At 63.1% G+C, this 19,534-nt stretch carries 8 protein-coding genes and 2 pseudogenes; 4 read left to right on the top strand and 6 right to left on the bottom strand.

Annotation, left to right across the window (positions count from 1 at the left end):
- Positions 1–171 precede the first annotated feature (171 nt).
- The 3 genes and pseudogenes from ACYQR9_RS16270 to ACYQR9_RS16280 form a co-directional block, all read right to left on the bottom strand.
- Complete coding sequence (locus ACYQR9_RS16270; RefSeq protein ID WP_056434198.1) at positions 172–1,317, bottom strand: alpha-hydroxy acid oxidase; 1,146 nt, start codon at positions 1,315–1,317, stop codon at positions 172–174.
- Positions 1,318–1,454: 137 nt separating this feature from the next.
- Positions 1,455–1,787 (bottom strand): annotated as a pseudogene (locus ACYQR9_RS16275) (L-lactate permease); the annotation flags it as partial.
- An 80-nt stretch (positions 1,788–1,867) separates the two neighbouring features.
- Positions 1,868–4,261 (bottom strand): transketolase, encoded by a 2,394-nt coding sequence (locus tag ACYQR9_RS16280; RefSeq protein ID WP_461227343.1) that lies wholly within the window; start codon positions 4,259–4,261, stop codon positions 1,868–1,870.
- A gap of 106 nt (positions 4,262–4,367) precedes the next feature.
- Here ACYQR9_RS16280 and ACYQR9_RS16285 point away from each other — a divergent pair, with 106 nt between their 5' ends.
- On the top strand, positions 4,368–4,856 hold the full coding sequence (locus ACYQR9_RS16285; protein WP_461223625.1) for an Lrp/AsnC family transcriptional regulator: 489 nt from the start codon (positions 4,368–4,370) through the stop codon (positions 4,854–4,856).
- A 137-nt stretch (positions 4,857–4,993) separates the two neighbouring features.
- On the opposite strand, the pseudogene ACYQR9_RS16290 reads toward ACYQR9_RS16285, so the two are convergent.
- Positions 4,994–5,506: pseudogene (locus ACYQR9_RS16290) on the bottom strand (catalase/peroxidase HPI); the annotation flags it as partial.
- Positions 5,507–6,118: 612 nt separating this feature from the next.
- On the opposite strand from ACYQR9_RS16290, the gene ACYQR9_RS16295 reads away from it, so the two are divergent.
- A complete protein-coding gene (locus ACYQR9_RS16295) occupies positions 6,119–6,451 on the top strand; it encodes a hypothetical protein (protein ID WP_461227345.1) in 333 nt (110 codons plus the stop codon).
- A 14-nt stretch (positions 6,452–6,465) separates the two neighbouring features.
- On the opposite strand, the gene ACYQR9_RS16300 is transcribed toward ACYQR9_RS16295, so the two are convergent.
- Positions 6,466–6,648 (bottom strand): hypothetical protein, encoded by a 183-nt coding sequence (locus ACYQR9_RS16300; RefSeq protein WP_461227347.1) that lies wholly within the window; start codon positions 6,646–6,648, stop codon positions 6,466–6,468.
- A gap of 29 nt (positions 6,649–6,677) precedes the next feature.
- Positions 6,678–7,490, bottom strand: coding sequence for an IS5 family transposase (locus ACYQR9_RS16305; RefSeq protein ID WP_461227349.1), 813 nt, complete (start codon positions 7,488–7,490; stop codon positions 6,678–6,680).
- A 1,656-nt stretch (positions 7,491–9,146) separates the two neighbouring features.
- Here ACYQR9_RS16305 and ACYQR9_RS16310 point away from each other — a divergent pair.
- Positions 9,147–15,167: a peroxidase family protein gene (locus ACYQR9_RS16310; RefSeq protein WP_461227351.1), complete on the top strand. Its 6,021-nt coding sequence runs from the start codon at positions 9,147–9,149 to the stop codon at positions 15,165–15,167.
- Positions 15,168–15,285: 118 nt separating this feature from the next.
- Positions 15,286–19,248, top strand: coding sequence for a peroxidase family protein (locus ACYQR9_RS16315; protein ID WP_461227353.1), 3,963 nt, complete (start codon positions 15,286–15,288; stop codon positions 19,246–19,248).
- The last annotated feature ends 286 nt before the right edge of the window (positions 19,249–19,534 follow it).

Below are 19,534 nucleotides of genomic sequence, written 5' to 3' on the forward strand. Positions count from 1 at the left end.
CGGCTTCCGCATGACTATCCCATCAGGATTCCCGCAAATGCAAGGACCGACCGGAAGACGCACTTGCGCGCTACTAGGGCACCGCCCCGTCCATCTTACGCGGACGTATCCCATGACACCCGATCCCCAACGTTCTCGGAGATCGGGCATCGGGAAGGGACGGTATCCCTCTCAGACAAACCGCAGGTTGCTGCGCGTCAGCTGGTCGATGGACGCGCAGCCCATCAACCTCATGTCGCGTTCTATTTCGGACCGCATCAGGTCCAGGGCGCGCTCGACACCCGGCTGACCGGCTGCGGCGAGAGGGAACAGGTAGTACCGACCCAGGCCGACCGCCTTCGCGCCGAGTGACAGGGCCTTCAACACGTGGGTACCGCGCTGAACGCCCCCATCCATGATCACGTCGATCCGGTCGCCGACCGCGTCCACGATCTCCGCGAGCTGATCGAATGCCGAGCAGGAGCCGTCGAGCTGGCGTCCGCCGTGATTCGACAGCACGATACCGGTGCAGCCGATCTCGACCGCGCGCTTGGCGTCGTCCACCGACATCACGCCTTTGAGGCAGAACTGGCCGCCCCATTCCCGAACCATGGCGGCCACGTCGTCCCATGACAGGCAGGGATCGAGCATCTCGGTGAAGTAACGGCTGATCGAGAGCGCGCCCCCACCCATGTCCACATGGCCGTCGAGCTGAGGTAGCTTGAAGCTTTCGTGGGTCAGGTAGTTGATCGCCCAGGCCGGCTTCACCGCGAACTGCATCATCCCGGCGAGGGTCAGGCGAAACGGGATGGAGAAGCCCGTCCGCTTGTCGCGTTCGCGGTTGCCGCCCGTGATGCTGTCGACCGTCAGCATCATCACCTCGATACCCGCCTGCTTGGCCCGTTCCATCATCGCGCGGTTCAGGCCGCGGTCCTTGTGGAAATAAAACTGATAGACCTGCGGACCGCTGCTGATCCGGCGCGCCTCTTCCAGGCTCACCGTCCCGAGGGAGGATACGCCGAACATCGTTCCATGCTTGCCGGCCGCAGCGGCGACGGCCCGCTCGCCCTCGTGGTGGAACAGCCGCTGCAAGGCGGTCGGCGAGCAATAGACCGGCATGGCGAGCTTCTGGCCCATCACCGTCACGGACATGTCGATCTCGCCCACGCCACGCAGGACGTTGGGGACGAGTTGGCAAGTCTCGAATGCGGCGGTGTTGCGCCGGTAGGTCACTTCGTCGTCCGCTGCCCCGTCGATGTAGTCGAAGATCGGTCCCGGCAGGCGCGCCTGCGCCATGCGGCGGAAATCGTGGAAGCTGTGACAGTCGCTCAGACGCATCGTGGGTCTCCGCGGGCGCGTCGCGCCATCGCCGAATGAAGGAAAGAAGCGGGGGCGCTCCTACGCCCCCTGCCAAGATCTGCGCTCTCTTATCGCCGAACCGGCATCCACTTCGGCGGTGAGCGCTCTAGCAGGTTTCAATGCGCCGGGACCATGGCTGTGAAGGACGGCAGATAGGTTTGCGGCATCACCAGCACACCGACGAGGCAGGCAAGCGCGATCGAGTGGAAGATGTCGTAGCGCAATATCGTCGCCTCAGTGCCGTACCACTGCGTCGCAGTGGAGGCGACGACGATAGACTGCGCGTCGATCATCTTGCCCATTACGCCCCCGGAGGAGTTGGACGCGGCCATCAGGACCGGCGACAGCCCGAGTTGCACCGCCGTGATCTTCTGCAGGCCGCCGAACAACACATTCGAGGCCGCAAGGGCAACACCGAGCCAACCCAGCATGGCACCGGTGCCGGAATACGCGGTGACAGATGCACCACATCGACACCGCTCACGCCAACGGCGTGAGCGCGAGGAAGCGGATGCAGCGGGCGTCAGGCTCAAGCGAGTTGGAGATGCCGGATCCGGCGACCTGGGGCGATGGCCTGGGCCGCCGTGGCGATGCCCCGTGCATCGATGCCGAAATGCCGGTGGAGGTCGGCGATCGTGCCGGTCTGCCCAAAATGCGAGACGCCGAGGGCGCGGGTGCGGTGACCCAGCACCGAGCCGAGCCAGCCGAGGGTGGCCGGGTGGCCGTCGAGGACGGTGACGAGGCCGCAATGGCTGGGTACGCCGGCGAGCAGTCGCTCGATATGGCTCGACGCGCCCGGCGATCCCCGCTCGCGCAGCCCTTGCGCAGCGGTCCAGCCGGCCTGCAGCCGGTCGGCGGAGGTAACGGCGAGGAGGCCGACATCGCGCCGATCCTCGGCCATCAGGCCCGTGGCGGCGATCGCCTCGGGGGCGATGGCGCCCTGATAGGCGACGACGACCTCCGCGTTCGGGCCGGGCCGGCGCAGCCAGTAGGCCCCCGCCACCATATCGGCGGCAAGATCCGAATCGATCACTCGGACCGGCTGCTCCACGGCCCGCGTCGAGAGCCGGAAATAGGCCGAGCCGCCGGCCGCATCGGGCAGGCAGGTGACCGGGTCGGGCTCGGGCGCGCCGGAACGCTGCATATGCGCGAAGGCGAAGCGCAGCAGCACGGCGAGTTCGTCCACGAAGGCCGGCTCGAAGGCGGAGAGCCCGTCCTGGCCCATGCCGATCAGCGGCGTCTTGATCGACTGGTGGGCGCCGCCCTCGGGGGCGAGGGTGATGCCGGCCGGCGTCGCCACCAGGATGAAGCGCGCATCCTGGTAGCAGGCGTAGTTCAGGGCGTCCAAGCCGCGCTCGATGAAGGGATCGTAGAGGGTGCCCACCGGCAGCAGGCGCTCGCCGAAGATCGAATGCGACAGGCCGAGCGCCGAGAGCGCGGTGAACAGGTTCGATTCGGCGATGCCGAGTTCGAGGTGCTGGCCGGTGGGCGAGAAGGTCCAGTTGAAGGTCGAGGGGATGCGCTCCTGGCGGAAGAGGTCGGCCATGGCTTGCTTGGCGAAGAGGCCACGCCGGTTCACCCAGGCACCGAGATTGGTCGAGACCGTGACGTCGGGCGAGGTGGTGACGATGCGCGCCGCGAAGGCGCCGTCGGTCTTGGCGATCTCGTGCATCAGCAGGCCGAACCCGGCTTGGGTCGAGAGCGAGGCCTGCTTCGGAGTCGCGAGACGCTCCGGCACCGGGATCGCCGGAGCCTCGTAGCGGCGGCGCCCCCGCTGGACGAAGGGCACCTCGGCGAGGTAGCGCCGCATGGCCTCCAGCGCGATGTCGAGGCCCTCGAAAGGGTCCCATTCGCGGCCCGGCCGGATGCCCATTTCGGCCCGGAAGCCCTCGACCTGGGTCGGGGTCAGCAGGCCCGCATGGTTGTCCTTGTGGCCGGCGAGCGGCAGGCCGTGGCCCTTGATCGTGTAGGCGATGAAGCAGACCGGGCGGTCATGGGCGCGGGCCGCCTCGAAGGCCTCCAGCAGCATGAGCAGGTCGTGGCCGCCGAGATTGCCCATCAGGGCGGCGAGTTCCGCATCCGAGCGCCGGTCGATCAGGGCCGAAACGTCGCCCTGGTCGCCGAGTTCCTCCGTGAGGCGCCGACGCCAGGCCGCGCCGCCCTGGAAGGCCAGCGCCGAATAGGTCTGATTCGGGCAGGCCTCGATCCAGTCCTTCAGGCGCTCGCCGCCCGGTTCCGCGAAGGCGGCGCGCTGGAGCGTGCCGTGGCGGAGCACGACGACGTCCCAGCCGAAATTGCGGAACATCGCCTCGAATTTTGACCACAGCCCCTCGCGCACCACCGCGTCGAGGCTCTGGCGGTTGTAGTCGACGATCCACCACGTGTTGCGCAGGCCGTGCTTCCAGCCCTCCAGCAGGGCCTCGAAGATGTTGCCTTCATCCATCTCGGCATCGCCGATGAGGGCGACCATCTTGCCCTCGGTCCGCTCGCCGCCCCACCCCTTCGCCCGTACGTAATCCTGCGTCAGCGACGCGAAGAGCGTCTGCGCCACGCCGAGGCCGACCGAGCCCGTGGAGAAGTCGACGTCGTCCACGTCCTTGGTGCGCGACGGATAGGACTGGGCGCCGCCGAAGCCGCGAAAGTTCTCCAGCTTCTCACGGGTCTGCTGGCCGAACAGGTATTGCAGGGCGTGGAAGACCGGGCTCGCGTGGGGCTTCACCGCGACCCGGTCTTCCGGGCGCAGCACGGCGCCGTAGAGCGTCGTCATGATCGCGCAGAGCGAGGCCGAGGAGGCCTGGTGGCCGCCCACCTTCAACCCGTCCGCCGAGGCGCGGAGGTGGTTGGCGTTGTGGATGATCCAGGTCGAGAGCCAGAGGCTCTTCCGGGCCAGCGCGGTCAGGTGGGGTAATCGCGGATCGCTCATGGGCCAATCGTAGCCACGGCGTGGGGCGAAAAGGGACCAAACCCACTTGCCGGATGCAAGGATTGTGGCTCAAATGGACTGCCGGGGTAACGATCGCGAGTGTTCTGTGCCAAAAGCCGATTTCGACGCCATCGACTGCAATATCCTCGTGGCGCTCCAGGAGGATGCCCGTCTGACGGTGCTGCAGCTCGGCGAGCGGGTCGGGCTCTCCGCCTCGCCCTGCGCGCGGCGCGTGCGCCGCCTGGAGGCCGCCGGGGTGATCAAGGCCTACGTGGCGGTCGTCGACCAGGTCGCGGTCGGGCTGCCGGTCAGCGTCTTCGCCTCGGTGAAGCTGGAACGCCAGCGCGAGGAGGAGCTCGACCGCTTTGCCATGGCCGTCATCCGCTGGCCGGAGGTGGTCGATTGCTACCTGATGACGGGGCAGCGCGACTACCTGCTCCGGATCGTCGTCGAGGATCTCGAAGCCTACGAGCGCTTTCTCAAGAATAAGCTCACCCGCCTCGACGGCGTCGCAGCGATCGAATCGAGCTTCGCCCTTGGCCAGATCAAGCGCGCGAACGCATTGCCGATCCGGGCGGAGGATGGAAAACGGTGATGACCGGGCCTCGCCCTCGATCCGCTGGGGTCGGAACATCCAGGATGACACATCGCCTCTGAGCCGACCTGCTCTCGTGGTGCCCCCGGCCCACCGAAGGGTGGAACGGGGGCACGGGTTGCTCGCAGCCGCGACGATTAGGCCGCCATGGGTCCGTAACGACGGTGACCCTTCACGTCGAACCGTTCCAGCATCATCACCTTGTCCCAGACCCGCACGAAATCCGCCACGAACCGGCTTTGGCCATCGCTGCCGGCATAGGCATCGGCGATGTTGCGCAGCTGCGCGTTCGACCCGAAGACGAGATCGTTGCGCGTGGCCTGGAACTTCGTCTGCCCGCTCTCGCGGTCCTTGAGGGCGAAGGACGTCCCGGCCGAGTCGGCCTTCTCCCAGACCAGATTCGTATCGGTCAGGTTCCGGAAGAAGTCCGTCGTCAGCACGCCGACCCGGTCGGTGAAGATGCCCCGGTTCGACCCGTCGTGGTTGGCGTTGAGGGCGCGCAGGCCGCCGGTCAGCACCACCCATTCCGGCGCGGTCAGCGTCAGCAGGTTGGCCTTGTCGAGGAACATCTCCTCCGGCGCCAGACGCTGCGCCATCTCCCCGAACCCGTCATCGACGTAGTTGCGGAAGCCGTCCACGACGGGCTTCAGCCTACCGCCTCGCAGCCCAGATCGGCACCGCGCCCGTCGGTCGACCGGGCACGTTCCGGAAGTACCGCGTCCGCTCGAAGCGGGAGAGCGCCGTCCGGTTTCGTACCGAGGCCACAGGTGGGGAACAGCTGGCTGCCAACGTCTCTTTATTATGCTGCGTTGCAATCGTCATGGGAGTGCGCCGCGATGATTGGACCTGCGGAACTCGAAGACATCCGACTGGATCTCGAAGCTGCTAGGCTGGAACGCGAAGCCGCTAGAACCGCGACGAAATTAGCAAATGCGGATGAAAGCGGGGCTTCGCTTCCCCTTGACGAGGATCGAGTTAGCATCGCCGCCGCCCCGATCTGATCACGGGTCGGATGCAGAGGACGCCATGGCCGAGAACCCTTCGAATTTCGTGCGCGATTGGATCAGCGAGAATGTCCCGAGCGATCTCTCCTTTTCTGGAAACATCGAAGCCCGCGTCGCTGAGCTCGTGACGCGCCTAACGTCGGCCTCCAAAGAGGCAGAGATCCCATAGGACGATCCGGAGTTGGCACCGGACCTTCTCCGTGATCTGATCAAGGCCGCGATCGAAACGGTCCCTCATCCCGCTCCTGGAGCGACCCAATGACCATCGACATTCCGGCCAGTGCCAAGCCAGGCGACATCGTCACCGACGACGGCAAGATCCTATGCCGCGATCGGGAGGCTCATGACTTCGGGTACTACTCGGTGAGCTACGAGCAGGCGCAGGTGGCACGGGCTCACGGCTGGGGCTGTCGATCCGGCGTGTTCCTCGAAGCAGAGCACTCAGACGAGAAGAGCTGGGCCTACGTTGAGGAGGAACGTCTTTACGCGATAGAGAATGGTGAGGAGCCGCCGCTGGTCAGGATCTACCGCGAGGCGCCTCCGTCATGTGCGATCGATACGCCGCCGTCCTGTCGTCTTCCGTCCAGGTAGGCCGCGGCTCGCCGCTACGGGGCGAGCTTGGGCCTGATCGCTCCCGTCGTCGTCGTCGGTTCGGTCAGGGCAGCGGCGAATGGGTTGAGGCCCTGCCGGTCAGCGACGCTAGCCGAGTAGAGGGAACTGGCCGCAAGCAGCCCAATCGCCAGAGTGGCTTTCAGGACAGTCCATAGTCGGACTAAGGCGCGTTGCATGGTTCGTCCCTGAGAGTCCGTCCGATAAGTCACACTGCTCGGCCTAACCTTCGAACGAGGATCATGACGGCGGCGGCGTAGAGGAAGGCCTGGGCCGAGGCGAGGGTCGCCTCCGGGTCCTTCCAAAGGCGGCGGTTGCGGCTGATCCAGCCGAAGAAGCGTTCCACCACCCATCGGCGCGGATGCACGGCGAAGCCGACCTGATCCTTGGGTTTGCGCACGATGTCGACGGTGATGCTCGTGGCGGTCGCGGGCCTATCGCCGGCATAGCCCGCATCGGCAAAGGCCTTGGTGATGAACGGGAAAGTCCGCCGCGATAGGCGCAACACCGGTCCGGCCCCATCCCGATCTTGTACGTCCGCAGCCTGCGGATCGAGGACGAGCGCCCGCCCGTCCGTATCGACCAGGGCCTGACGTTTGCGGCCCTTGATCTTCTTTCCGGCGTCGTAGCCGCGCGGGCCGCCGCTCTCGGTGGTCTTGACGCTCTGGCTGTCAAGCACCGCAGCCGTCGGCGAAGCCTCTCGACCGACCCGCTCACGGTCGGCCATGACGAGGTGATGGTTGATCCGGCCAAACAGGCCCGCGTCCCGCCAGCGGCTGAAGTAGCCGAACGTTGTGCTGCGCGGAGGCAGGTCCTTCGGGATCATCCGCCACGCGATGCCGCCGCGCAGCACATAGAAGATCGCGTTCCAGATCTCGCGCATCGTCCAGACAGGCGGACGACCGCACGAGGCCGGCACCGGCAGCAGCGGCGCGATCACGGCCCACTCGCTATCCGTTAGGTCGGTTTCGTAGCGCAGGCCGGCGCGGCTATGCTGCCGGCGAGTGATCGGGGTCCACATGGCACTTCCAAATCAGGCTTCAGCACCCTCTTGGAATCACCGCCGTCCCGGTCGCTCAACCCCCATCAGGCGTTATCGGACAGGCTCTGAGAGAGCCGTCAGGGTGCCTCCTCCTAGTTAGCGGCCCCTTAACGACAGAATAGGGACGACCGCCATCTGTCAGCGGGTGACCGGACCGAGCCATTTGACTGGCTTCGCATGTCGCGGATGGCTGTGATGACTGAACGGCGAGGTTGAGTCGGGACCTGTCCGACCGTTCTACGACCGGGTCGGGTGGGTTTGCGACGGTCCGGTTTGAAGCGACGAGATCTAAGAAACGGACGTTCGAACGAGGGCCGCGAATCGACAGCTTAGCGCATATAGCCGCTGTCCAGCCGACGCTGGCAGCACCTCGATAGCGGACGCTGCGGGAGTGAGAACTTTGGATCCGGATCGTGCCGTGAACGGAAGTAGGTCGGCTACCCACAGACGGACGTTCGGTGTCACTTTTAAGAATGATGATAGCCAGGGCAAGCTGTTTCATAAAGCAGTTCTGACGGCAGAAGGCGTCCACCCTTTCGCACACTAATCATATAGTCTTTCCCGCCGCCGAATCACCCAGAAATAATTTAAATTGACTCAAACTCGTCGGTAACACGTTTATATAAATATATTGCCATGCGATATATAGATTAATTATTATTGATCTAGAATGTCTTCCAAAACATCCTCAAATTTCGAATTAATGTTCAATCTGCATTCGCTGTAATTTACTCGTCGTTTTTAATTTATAATAAATTCGAAAACAGCAGATCAATACAGTTGACAACTGTTGATGCAAAAATGAGCACAAAAGATGGATCTTCGATTTCTCACCTTCCTCCATCCTTCTCCCTTTTCCGGCGTAGACGAGGCGGGGGATCTCCGGTCTGAAACGGTTGAGGCAACGGCATCCAATGCGTTGGCTGAGGATCCAGCCGTGGATCGAGGTTGTCCGGCACAGTGGAGTCGTTCCATCCATCGTCTGCCAGCCACGCCAAGGTAACCAATCCATTTGGGCAGGAAACAAGAAAATCTTTGCATGTCTTGGGTTTGGCTGTGTCGATCGGCTGCCAGTCGCCTATTGCCCTGTCCATCTTTGGTTACCCTCGCGGCGTCGGCCCTCATGCAGTGTTCGGTGACGGATTCTTTCGGTGCCTCTACGATGATGCTCGCGTGCGTGCTCAGCCGTTAGATCAATTCGGTATTAACAACCGATCGCACCACAAGCATGGCCGCGTTGGTGGCTGGCTCGTGCAGGGAAATCGCCAGCATTACTCTCCCGGAGGGCGAGCCGTTGCCGCCCCTTCGGCATGGTCGGTACTAGGCAAAATGCTCTGTCGACCATCTATTTCGGACTATATGCCGAAATATGCGCTAGATTATCGCCCTGAAGCATGAAGTAATACTGACATAGGCATTTGATTGCCGCGATTTCTATATTTATTTTCACTTGTTGCGCTGATGGCTCTTCGACTGAGCGATTCGTCTGCGCGCTTATAAGTATTGAACTTATATCTCTTGAATATATCGAAGATGCATAGGGCGTAATATTTGTAAAACGTCGAGCGGTTGAAAGACTCGAAGGTCAAATATAATCGCGTAAAAATCGAATACTTTTGATCAGGGGAGGGAGCAATGACTACGAGTTTCATTGTCAATCAAGATGATCTCAGCTTCATACTCAAGCAAATCAAGATCGCGGAGGCGCATGCCGACGGCAAGACGATGACGGCAGCGATTCAGTCTGTCTATGTCGGCCTGTCTGACGCCGATGCCGCCTTAACGCCCTACGGCCTGCGCACGGTCGATGGTCAGGACAACAACCTCCTACAACCCGAATACGGTGCCGGCGACAATCTGTTCCCGCGCCTGCTGGACCCGGTCTTCATGAATGACGGCGACGGGGACACGATGCCTCTCGGTCCACCTGGATCGGACGCCCCTACGATCACCAACACAGATTATGGGATCTCCGGCAGCGTCGCCGACGCGGATCCTCGCATCATCTCCAATCTCATCGTCAACATGACCGTCGACAACCCGGCGGCCCTCGACGCCTGGTTCAACAATCCCCTCTCGCTCGCGGCCTTCGAGGCGGATCATCCCGGAATGGTTCCGATCCGCCCCGGGGAGACACCGACGGGCAACCAGCTGGTCGTCACCAACGCCGACATCGCCAAGATCCCGAACCAGTCACCCGATATCGGTCTGTCCCCGGGCTTCAATTCCTATATGACTTTCTTCGGCCAGTTCTTCGACCATGGGCTGGATCTCGTCACCAAGGGCAATAATGGCACGGTCTATATTCCGCTGCAGCCCGACGACCCGCTTTACGTACCGGGCAGCCCGACCAACTTCATGGCGCTGACGCGGGCGACCGTGACGCTCGATGCGAACGGCGTCCCGCAACATGAGAACACGACGACATCGTTCGTCGACCAGAACCAGACCTATACGTCACATGCCTCTCATCAGGTCTTCCTGCGCGAATACGAGAAGAATGCCATCGGCCACGCGGTCTCGACCGGGCGCCTCCTCGACGGCAAGGCGAGCAACGGATCCCTCGACGGCGCAATCGGGAACTGGGCCGAGGTCAAGGCCCAGGCGCTCGAGATGCTGGGCATCCGGCTCGGCGATTTCGACGTCCACAACGTCCCGCTGCTCAAGACCGATCAGTACGGTCGCTTCATTCCCGGCGAGAACGGCTACGCTCAGTTGGTCATGGCGCCGGACGCCACGCACGACACCCCCTGGTTCAAGGAAGGAACCGCCGCGGGCATCACCACGGCGGGGTCCATCGGCACCAACCACGCCTTCCTCAACGACATCGCGCATCACGCCGAGCCGGTCTTCGTCGATCACGACCACAATCCGGGAACTCCGAAGCTGCAACAGGTCGCCGACGACGACCGCCTCGATTTCAATGGCGACGGCGTTAGCAATGCGGCCGACCTCGCTGCCGGAGCGGGCGTCATCCGGGATGCGAACCAGAGCGGTGGCATCGATCTCGACGATCTGAAGGACCTCAATTTCGACGGCAGGATCGATGCGGCCGATCTCGTGGCCGACGACCGGAATCCGCTGACCTACGACAACGAAATGCTCGACGCGCATTTTGTGACCGGCGACGGGCGCGGCAACGAGAACGTCGCCCTCACCGCGGTGCATTCCGTCTTCCATTCGGAGCACAACCGTCTGGTCGAGGAGAACAAGGCCACGATTCTCGCCACCGGCGACATCGATTTCATCAACGAATGGCTGACGAAGGACATCACGCAGATCCCTGCATCCGCCTCAGGACTCGAATGGGACGGTGAACGCCTCTTCCAAGCCGCGCGCTTCGTTACCGAAATGCAGTACCAGCATCTCGTCTTCGAGGAATTTGCGCGCCGCGTTCAGCCGAACGTCGATCCGTTCGTCTTCACCAACAGCGCCGACATCGACCCATCGATCGTGGCCGAGTTCGCGCATGTGGTCTACCGCTTCGGCCATTCGATGCTCACCGGTACGGTGGACCGGCTCGATAACGACCTAGCCCCCGTCAACGGCGACGACGCCCAGGCAACGTTGATCGAAGCGTTCCTCAATCCGCAGATGTATGTCGGTACGGCCCATGATCTCGCCGCGACGAACGGTGCCATCATCCGGGGCCTGACCCGCGACGTGGGAAACGAGATGGACGAGTTCATCGTCCAGGACGTGCGCAGCAACCTGCTCGGCCTTCCGCTCGATCTAGCGGCGCTGAATATCGCCCGCGCCCGCGACACCGGTGTGCCTTCGCTCAACGAGACCCGCAAGCAGCTCTATACTGATTTCGGCGACCCCGATCTCAAACCTTATACGAGCTGGGCAGACTTCGCACAGCACATCAAGAATCCCACCTCGATCATCAACTTCATCGCCGCCTACGGGACCCATGCGACCATCACCGGCGCGACGACGGTCGATGCCAAGCGCGTTGCGGCCATGGAACTGGTCCTGGGGGTGGACGAGAATGGTAGCGGTGTCGCGGGCGATCGACTCGATTTCTTGAACGCGACCGGCGACTATGCAGGCGGCAACCACGGCGGTCTCAACACGGTCGATCTCTGGATTGGCGGCCTGGCCGAGGAGCTGAACGAGTTCGGCGGCATGCTGGGCTCGACCTTCAACTTCGTCTTCGAATACCAGATGGAGCATCTGCAGAACGGCGACCGGCTCTACTACCTGAGCCGCACGCAGGGACTGAACCTGCTCAACAATCTGGAGCCGAACACCTTCACCGATCTGGTGATGCGCAACACCGATTTGGGCGGGCTCTACTCTACTCACCTCAACGGCTCGCTCTTCACCACTCCGGACTACATCCTCGAACTCGACCGCGGCATCGCTCAGGATGGCCTGGATCCGACCTGGGACAGGGCCTCGCAGCAGGCGATCGACCCTAAAGTCGTGCGCAGTTACACCGGCGCCACGATCACCGTCGACGGTAAGGTGCATGACGTCGGCGGCACGCTCAAGGTGAGCGGCGGCGAGCATTTCGTCCTCGGCGGCACCGAGGGCAACGACAAGCTCTACGGCGACAAGGGCATCGACACCCTCTGGGGCGACGGCGGCAACGATTACCTCAATGCCGGCATGGAATCCGACAACGTCTTCGGCGGCGATGGCGACGATATCATCGAGGATCCATTCGGTGACGACGTGCTGCGGGGCAACCTCGGCAACGACGTCATCAACGGCGGCACGGGCCTCGATCTGCTGTTCGGCGATGCCGGTCAGGATTTCATCATGGGCACCACCGACACTAAGGAGGTGTTTGCCGGGCTGGGCAACGATTTCATTCTCGGCGGCAGCGCCCCCGATGCGTTGATGGGCAACGAAGGCGACGACTGGATCGAGGGCGGCGAGGGCTTCGACGGGCTCTCGGGGGAGAACTCGCAGCTCTTCTTCAACAGCACCATCGTGGGCCACGACGTCCTGAACGGTCAGGGGAACGATACGGATTACGATGGCGAGAACGGCGACGACATCATGGTCGAAGGGCCGGGCATCCAGCGCAACAACGGTATGGAGGGGTTCGACTGGTCGATCCACAAGGGCGATCCGAACGCGGCGGATTCCGATCTCGGCATCCGCGTCTTCGACAACCGGGAGAACATCATCCTGCGAGACCGCTTCGATTCCGTCGAAGGCCTGTCGGGATGGAAGTTCAACGACACCCTGACCGGTGCTTCCAAGCTCGTGATCGGTGAGAATTTCGTCAACGTCCTCACCCAGGCGGGCGTCGACAGGATCACCGGCCTGCGCGGACTTCTCGACGTGGCGCCGGGCCTGCCGAACGCTGTGGTCTTCGACCCGAGCGGAGGAGCCGGTATCGGCAGCACGGGCGGCGAAATCCTTCTCGGCGGCGCGGGCAGCGACCTGATCCGCGGCAATCTCGGCAGCGATTTCATCGACGGCGATGCCTGGCTCAACGTCCGGATCGCGGTTCATGCGAACAAGGACGGCAGCGGCGCCGTCATTCGCTCGGTGGATAGCTTGAACGAGATCAAGGCGCAGATGTTGTCCGGGGCGATCAATCCCGGTCAGCTCGGCATCGTCCGCGAGATCGTCACCACGGGCGTGGGCGTCAACGACGTCGACACCGCCGTCTTCTCGGGCGATGTCGCGGATTACACGATCAGCGGACCCGATGGCGGCGGACGCCGCACCGTGACCGACAACGTCGGTACGGATGGCACCGATACGATCCGTAACATCGAGCGGCTGCAATTCGCCGATCAGACCATCACGATCAGCGGGACCAACGCCATCGCGACCGGGGCGGTGACGATCAACGATGCGACGCCCACCGAGAAGCAGGTCCTCACCGCGGCGGTTCTGAGCCTTAACGATCTCAATGGGATCAGGCCGGGCACCCTGGTGCTGACATGGCAGTCCTTTGACGGGACCGACTGGCGCGACATCCCCGGCGCAACCGGCGCGACCTTCACGCCCGGCGACCTCCAGGCAGGTCAGTCTCTGCGCGTTGTCGCGAGTTTCATGGATGGTCTCGGTGTTCCCGAACGGCTCATATCGGACCCGACCGCGCCTGTCATCGCCATCAACGATACACCAACCGACATTGTCGGCGGACCGCTTTCATCCGACGAGAACCGGGTCAATAGCTCCGTCGTCGGAAGCGTCGTCGGAGTCGACGCCGATACGGCCGTCCTGGCCTATGCCCTGCTGGACGATGCCGGCGGCCGCTTCGCGATCGACAATACGGGGAGGATCGTCATCGCCGACCGGACGCTGATCGATTTCGAGCAGACGCCAAGCCACGACATCACGGTGTCCGTCAGTGATGGGTCATTCACCATCACGAAAACCTTCACGATCACGATCAATGATGTCGCCCCGGAATCAGTGACGGGCGATGGCCGGGCCAACATCATCCGGGCGGGCACGGGCAACGACGTCCTCGACGGTCTCGGAGGAGCGGATACCCTCTCTGGAGGGTCGGGGAACGACATCTACTACGTCGATCAGCTGGGCGATGTCGTCCACGAGGTGGCCGGGGCTGGGGCGGACAAGATCTACGCGAGCGGCAATTACACCCTGGGGGCCGGTGAAGCCGTCGAGACCCTCATCGTCAGGGCCGGCACGCTGGGCATCAGCCTCGGCGGTAATGGTCTTGCGAACACGCTCCATAGCGGTGCCGGTGCCGATACTCTCAGCGGCCTTTCCGGCAACGACATCTACTACGTCAACGGCGCGAACGACGTCGTGCACGAAGTGGCGGGGGGCGGAACCGACAAGATCTACGCCAGCAGTAATTTTACCCTGGGGGCGGGTGAAGCGGTCGAGACCCTGATCGCCAGGGCGGGAAGCCTCGGCATCGGCCTCGGTGGCAATGGTCTCGCGAACACGCTCTACAGCGGTGCCGGTGCCGATACTCTCAGCGGCTTTTCCGGCAACGACATCTACTACGTCAACGGCGCAAGCGACGTCGTGCACGAAGTGGCGGGGGGCGGAACCGACAAGATATACGCCAGCAGTAATTTTACCCTGGGGGCGGGTGAATCGGTCGAGACCCTGATCGCCAAGGCAGGAAACCTCGGCATCAACCTCGGCGGCAACGAGCTCGTCAACACGCTCTACAGCGGTGCCGGTTCCGATACTCTGAGCGGCTTTGGCGGCAACGACATCTACTACGTCAACGGCGTGAACGACGTCGTCCACGAGGCGGGCGGGGCTGGAACCGACAAGATCTACGCCAGCAGCAATTTCACCCTGGGGGCGGGTGAATCGATCGAGACCCTCATCGCTAAGGTCGGCGGCCTCAGCCTCACCGGCAACGAGCTCGCCAACACGCTCGTCGGGAGCAGCGGCGGAGATCGCCTGAACGGTGGCCTCGGGAACGATACCCTGAAAGGGGGCGCCGGAAACGACACCTTCGTGTTCGCATCCGGGTTCGGATCGGACCGGATCGTCGGCTTCGATGCCGACTCGGTCGGTGGCCAGGATGTCATGGACCTGACGGGCCTCGGCATCACGGGGGCCAGCTTCGCCAGCGAAGTTGCGATCACTCAGGCCGGTGCCAACACCGCCGTCGTGATCGGGGCCGACACGATCCTGCTCCTCGGCGTCAACGCCACCACCGTCACGCAGACCGACTTCCACCTGCTGTAGCCGCAGCCGGTCGAACCCGCCGCGTACACGACCAGTATCGGCCACTTGTTTTAGACCGATGAACGCCGACGAAAGTCGGCGAACACCCCCGGTTACTCGATCGATAAGGAGTGTTCCAATGACGATTTCACTTCGATCACAAGATTTGGCCTTCCTTGATACGTTGTTCGACGAGGGCGATTTCAGAGCGGTCAATGGCGAGGGCAACAACCTCGCGCACCCCTCTTGGGGCAACGCGGACCAGCCCTTCGTTCGCCTGACGGCTGCTCATTATGAACCGGGGAGCATCAATGGCGTTCGGGTGACTGGAGCCAGCGGCGCTCTGCTCCCCAACGAGAGGGTCATCAGCAACGTCGTCTCCGAATCCATCGATCAGAACGGCCAATCCGTCGAGACGCCGAATAGCTACGGTACCAATCTCCTCTTGATGTCGTTCGGTCAGTTCTTCGATCACGGCCTTGATTTCTACGACCGTGGCGGCGGATCGCAATTCGTCGATATGAGCGGCGTCGACGCGAAGCTCGCGCAGATCGCGGCCGCCAATCCCGGTCTGACCATCGACACGACGGACAACATCATCGCCCAGGGTGTTCCACCCCAGCTGCAGTTCCTCATCGGCGGCCGCGCGGCCCGATACACGATCGACACGGACGGCAACGCCATCCTGGATAACGTGAATGGAACCGAGCACCTGAACAAGGTCTCGCCCTTCGTGGACCAGAACCAGACCTACGGGTCGGAGCCCGGCATGACCTGGCTGCTTCGCGAAACCGCGAGAGATGCCAACGGCGCGGTCATCCGCGATGCAGGCGGCCATCTCGTCAAGACGCATCATCTCCTCGACGGCGTGGAGGAGGTCGGCCCGGACGGCGTCGCCCGCGGCACCCTCGCGACCTACAAGGACGTCCTGCTAAACAACGGAGTCAGCGATGCCGATATGGCCCATGCCCTGGATCTGGCGAGCGCATCGGGGGGAGACTACGCCGCCTGGACCTACCTGAAGAACGCGGCCAATTTCGTCGACTTCGCCGATATCGGCGATGGCAAGCACACGATCCTGCTCGGCGACAAAAACGATTTCGACACGTCCCCGCTCGGCCGTGATGGTCAGCCGGATCCGAACTTCAGCTTGGAAACGCTGCTTTCCTACTACATCGCCGGTGATCACCGGGCGAACGAGAACGTCGCGCTAACCTCCGTGCATACCGTATTTCATCGGGAGCATAATTATCAGGCCGACCAGATCCGCGCTCTTCACCCCGAATGGAGCGCGGAGGAGGTCTTCCAGGCCGCAAAGGTCATCACCTCGGCGGAATATCAGAGGATCGTCTTCGACGAGTTCGCTACCGCGATGTCGGGTGAGATTCCCGGTGCCGGTGACCACGGATTCAGCGGGTATCGCGCGAACGTCAACGCTGCGATCTCCGAGGAGTTCGCTGGTGCGATGTATCGCGTCGGTCACTCGATGATCAACGAAACGATTCCCTACGTCGATGCCAACGGCGAACTGAAGGACGTTCCCCTCATCCAGGCCTTCCTGAACCCGGCCATGTTCGCCGGCAAGGATTCGGCTCATCCGGGCGTGACGGGAGGGACGGCGGCGTTCCTGGCCGGGACGATGCAGGTGGCACACGACCAGATCGACGAGAAGCTGGTCGAGGCCGTGCGCAGCCAGCTTCTCGGGCTTCCGCTCGATCTCGGTGCGGCCAACATCATGCGCGGGCGCGAACTCGGGCTCTCTTCGCTGAACGAGTTCAGGGCCGAAGTGAGCAGCGCGGGCACGAGTCTCGACGCTCTCGGCCAAGCGTCCGATTATGCGGGGGGGCCGGGTGTGCCAAGCCTTGCGGCCTACCAGAACTGGAACGAATTCGGGGCCCACCTTCGCGGCAACGCCGCTCAAAGAGCCGAGCTTCTGGCGCAGTTCAAGGCCGTCTATGGCGAGGACGTGATCGATCCGGCCAACGGCAAGATCAACGGCACCGGCATCAGCCATGTGAACGACGTCGACCTGTGGATCGGCGGTCTCGCCGAAGCGCCCAGCGGTGGCAGCCAGATGGGCTCCACCTTCACGTGGATCTTCCAGGAGCAGCTGGACCGGCTGCAGGAAGGCGACCGCTTCTACTACCTGGAACAACTCGATGGCACGATGCTCGTCAACGATATCAACGCGCAGCATTTCTCGGACCTGATCGCCCGGAATTCCGGCATCGCGCATGGCCACTGGGACACGTTTAAAGTGTCGGAGCAGCGGAACTTGGCAGCCGGCGAGGAGAACCGCGATTTCACCGGAGCGGGCGTGGCGGCGGGCGTCGCACTCGTCCTCGTTGGCAACGATCTCGACAACCGTATCATCGGAACGTCGGGCGACAATACGCTCTATGGCGGTGCCGGGAACGACATTCTGAACGGAGGAACGGGAGGCAGCGACGCCCTCCACGGCGAGGGTGGAAACGACACGCTGAGTTCAGGCCCCGATACGAGGGACGATTACCTCTACGGGGAGGACGGGAACGATACGCTGAACGGCGGTCGCGGCGATGACGTGCTGGACGGCGGCGAGGGTTCCGACACACTCCGCGGCGGAGCCGGCAAGGATTTTCTCAAGGGGGGGGGCGGTGACGACTGGCTCACTCCGGGAGCGGGCCGCGATGCGGTGGATGGCGGCGACGGCATCGATACGGTGGATTACAGCGCCTCCGCGGCGGGCGTGAGGATCAACATGCAGGTCCGCAGCGGGCGCTTATTACCCGACGAGGCATTGGGGGGCGACGCCGAACGGGATGTGATCGTTAATGTCGAGAACGTGGTCGGTTCCGCGCTCGCGGACCGGATTACCGGCGATAACCTCGCCAACATGATCGAGGGCGGAGGGGCTGGCGACAACCTGGAAGGCGGGGGCGGCATCGATACCCTGAGCTACGCGCGTTCCAATGCCGGCGTCACGGTCAATCTTCTCACCCTGACTGCCAGCAGCGGCCATGCGCAAGGCGACCAGATCCACGGCTTCGAGAACCTCTTCGGCAGCGACTACGCCGACCGGCTCACGGGAACCAATCTGGCGAACACGATCACCTCGGCCCTCGGCAACGACGTCCTCGACGGTCTTGGCGGTGCGGATGCCCTCTCCGGAGGGTCGGGGAACGACATCTACTACGTCGATCAGCTGGGCGATGTCGTCCACGAGGTGGCCGGTGGCGGAGCCGACAAGATCTACGCGAGCGGCAATTTCACCCTGGGGGCCGGTGAGGCCGTCGAGATCCTGGTCGCCAGGGCGGGAAACCTCGGCATCAGCCTCGGCGGCAATGATCTCGCGAACACGCTCCATAGCGGTGCCGGCGCCGATACTCTCAGCGGCTTTTCCGGCAACGACATCTACTACGTCAACGGCGCAAGCGACGTCGTGCACGAAGTGGCGGGGGGCGGAACCGACAAGATATACGCCAGCAGTAATTTTACCCTGGGGGCGGGTGAATCGGTCGAGACCCTGATCGCCAAGGCAGGAAACCTCGGCATCAACCTCGGCGGCAACGAGCTCGTCAACACGCTCTACAGCGGTGCCGGTTCCGATACTCTGAGCGGCTTTGGCGGCAACGACATCTACTACGTCAACGGCGTGAACGACGTCGTCCACGAGGCGGGCGGGGCTGGAACCGACAAGATCTACGCCAGCAGCAATTTCACCCTGGGGGCGGGTGAATCGATCGAGACCCTCATCGCTAAGGTCGGCGGCCTCAGCCTCACCGGCAACGAGCTCGCCAACACGCTCGTCGGGAGCAGCGGCGGAGATCGCCTGAACGGTGGCCTCGGGAACGATACCCTGAAAGGGGGCGCCGGAAACGACACCTTCGTGTTCGCATCCGGGTTCGGATCGGACCGGATCGTCGGCTTCGATGCCGACCCGACCGGTGGCCAGGATGTCATGGACCTGACGGGCCTCGGGATCACGGGGGCCAGCTTCGCCAGCGAAGTTGCGATCACTCAGGCCGGTGCCAACACCGCCGTCGTGATCGGCGTCGACACGATCCTGCTCCTCGCCGTCAACGCCACCACCGTCACGCAGACCGACTTCCACCTGTCGTGACACGATCCGCTTCCTCGCGCTCCTCGGCGCGAGGAAGCTCGAATCGGCAGCATTGATGAATTTATCACGAAACGTCCGCTTCACGGACGCGGCCAGGGGAGAACGCCCGGAGGGGGACGATTTAGCCGACCATTCGGGATGTCGTCGCCCCTGCATGCTCACAACAAGTAACACAAAATTATACCGAGCTATCCTTTTTGAATAACTTCCCTTCATCAAAGCATCAACCGAGTATATACGGCGGGCTAACCTCGTGGAACCGGGGCGAATTGAGCGATGGGTGGGG

It is taken from the genome of Methylobacterium sp. CM6241, from assembly GCF_054817845.1.

Coding starts and splice junctions, on each gene's coding strand:
- ACYQR9_RS16315 (WP_461227353.1), top strand. CDS start 15,286: ATGACGATTTCACTTCGATCACAAGATTTGGCCTTCCTTGATACGTTG.
- ACYQR9_RS16300 (WP_461227347.1), bottom strand. CDS start 6,648: ATGCAACGCGCCTTAGTCCGACTATGGACTGTCCTGAAAGCCACTCTG.
- ACYQR9_RS16270 (WP_056434198.1), bottom strand. CDS start 1,317: ATGCGTCTGAGCGACTGTCACAGCTTCCACGATTTCCGCCGCATGGCG.
- ACYQR9_RS16305 (WP_461227349.1), bottom strand. CDS start 7,490: ATGTGGACCCCGATCACTCGCCGGCAGCATAGCCGCGCCGGCCTGCGC.
- ACYQR9_RS16295 (WP_461227345.1), top strand. CDS start 6,119: ATGACCATCGACATTCCGGCCAGTGCCAAGCCAGGCGACATCGTCACC.
- ACYQR9_RS16280 (WP_461227343.1), bottom strand. CDS start 4,261: ATGAGCGATCCGCGATTACCCCACCTGACCGCGCTGGCCCGGAAGAGC.
- ACYQR9_RS16310 (WP_461227351.1), top strand. CDS start 9,147: ATGACTACGAGTTTCATTGTCAATCAAGATGATCTCAGCTTCATACTC.